The sequence below is a fragment of the Actinophytocola sp. genome (assembly GCF_036002505.1).
Taxonomy (GTDB): domain Bacteria; phylum Actinomycetota; class Actinomycetes; order Mycobacteriales; family Pseudonocardiaceae; genus DASYTH01.
Genome location: NZ_DASYTH010000237.1, coordinates 1 through 1,947, shown reverse-complemented (window position 1 = coordinate 1,947; position 1,947 = coordinate 1). Strand labels below are relative to the sequence as shown.

General features: G+C 71.2%; 4 protein-coding genes. 2 read left to right on the top strand and 2 right to left on the bottom strand.

The window, feature by feature from the left end:
• Positions 1-25 precede the first annotated feature (25 nt).
• Complete coding sequence (locus VGR06_RS21580) at positions 26-241, bottom strand: hypothetical protein (protein ID WP_327560934.1); 216 nt, start codon at positions 239-241, stop codon at positions 26-28.
• 126 nt (positions 242-367) lie between these two features.
• Between VGR06_RS21580 and VGR06_RS21575 the strand changes: the two genes are divergently transcribed.
• Positions 368-631 (top strand): helix-turn-helix domain-containing protein, encoded by a 264-nt coding sequence (locus tag VGR06_RS21575; RefSeq protein ID WP_327560933.1) that lies wholly within the window; start codon positions 368-370, stop codon positions 629-631.
• Positions 632-659: 28 nt separating this feature from the next.
• Here VGR06_RS21575 and VGR06_RS21570 read toward each other — a convergent pair whose 3' ends face one another.
• A complete protein-coding gene (locus tag VGR06_RS21570; protein ID WP_327560932.1) occupies positions 660-1,397 on the bottom strand; it encodes a cupredoxin domain-containing protein in 738 nt (245 codons plus the stop codon).
• A 338-nt stretch (positions 1,398-1,735) separates the two neighbouring features.
• Between VGR06_RS21570 and VGR06_RS21565 the strand changes: the two genes are divergently transcribed.
• A partial coding sequence (locus VGR06_RS21565) for a hypothetical protein (RefSeq protein ID WP_327560931.1) occupies positions 1,736-1,947 on the top strand: 212 nt, incomplete at its 3' end.

Here is a 1,947-nt window from a genome sequence, read left to right as displayed (position 1 = left end):
CGACACTCGGCCGCCGCCGCCGTCGCTAGGTCATGACCCCGCGTTGCCGAAGCTCCGCCACCCAGCGGTCAACGGCCGCCCTGCTCGGAGCGGGCGGGAGAGCCGCGTGCTCGGGCGAGCAGAACCCGCCGAGGATCGGGTGAGCTTCAGGGTCGGGCGTCATGTCCTCGCCCGGCCCGGCAACCAACCGGAAGTACCGCTCCGGCTTGCCGCAGCCGGCGATCATGCAACGCTCCGTCATGCTCCGTACCTCTCCATGGCACTCGCGTTATGGCCATAAGATTACGACTAGTGGCCATCAAGAGACCGTAAGCGGCCATACAGAGCCGGATGGTTGGCGAGACACCGGCGTGCAAGAATCCGCCGCATGAGCTACCGGCCGGACGACGTCCTGGACGAGCGGCAGGTGGCCGCGCTGCTCCGCACGTCGGTGCGTTCCCTGCGTCGATGGCGCACGGAAGGGCGGGGACCTCCCTACGCCAAGGTTGGCAACCACGTGCTCTATCGCTATGCCGGGATCCTCGAATGGCTGGAGGCTCGGGAGGAGCGGATCGCGGAGGAGGCGAAACAGCGGCGCGCCAAGTGGGAAGCCAAGCAGCAGGGCGGCTCCGACGAGCCGCCGTTCCGCTAGTGCCGGACCAGCCGCCGCAGCGGTTGGCTCACCGGACCGTGAGGGTGCCGCGCATGCCGAGGGTGCGGTGACCGGGGATCCGGCAGTAGAAGTCGTAGGTCCCCGGCCGCGCCTCGAAGCTGGCCGAGCGGAGCCGGCCGACCGGGACCTTGAGGTCGACCTTCAGCGCGTCGATCGTGAGCGTGTGCCAGAACAGGTCGCGGTTGCGGATCGCCACGGTGACCTGGTCGCCGCCGGCGGTCAGCGAGACTGGCACGAAGGCGACGTTGCGCGCCTCCACCTCCACTGCGCCCTCCGGGGGGTTGCGGTTCGGTGACGGCGTCATCAGCCACACCAGGGAGAGGCTGGTCGCCACGAACACCACCGCCAGCGCCCCCGTGGTGGCCGCGGCGCCGCCACCGGCGTCCGGGTCGCGGCGCCGCAGCAGCGCGCCGCCGACCCCGATGAGCCCGGCCAGGGAGAACGCCACCAGCGACGCCGGGACCAGCAGATCCACGATCCCGACCCGGTTGCTGGCGTTGCCGTTGGCTGCCGGGAACATCCACAGCTGGACGTTGACGAACAGCAACCCGAGCGCCAGCAGCCCGAGCAGGCCGCCGCGGACCCGGAGCAGCCCGATGCCGAGCAGCATGACCACGCCGAAGCCCAGCGCCTCCAGGTCGCGCCGGACGGCCCCGTAGCCGAGCAGCACGACCGCGTCGGCGGCGGCGCTCAGCAGGACCAGCCGCCGCCACCCGAACGTCCCCCGACGCGTGCGCTCCGCCACCGCCGTCTCCACCTGGCATGACCCTCCCGGCTGACGCCATCCGACGACCCAGACCCTACCTGCCCGTCCGCGCGGCGAGCCATCCTGGCCGGCGGCTGCCCCAACGTCACCATGCTCGCCCTGGCCCGCGCCGCCCGGGTGCGCGGCGGACGCCAACCGGTCACAGCCCGGCGTCGATGATCCGCTTGAGGAACGCCTGGGTGCGGGGGTTGCTCGGCTCGGTGAAGATCCGCTCGGGCGGGCCCTGCTCGCAGATCAGGCCGTCGTCGAGGAAGACCACTCCGTGCCAGTAGAATCCGCTCCCGCAGGGATGTCGCAGCAGGATGGGCTGAGGGTCGTTGTCCGACTCCCGGACGTGGTGGAACCGTGCGGCGCGCGAAGACGCCGACTGGTACATCGCGACGACACCGGATCCCTTCTACCAGCGCGGCCGTCGCGACGCCGACGAGCTGATCGAGTTCTGCGGTCTGCGGCCGTCGAGGGCCAGGACGCTGCTGGAGATCGGCGCCGGTTCCGGGCGGATGACCCACCGGTTCGCCGAACTGTACGG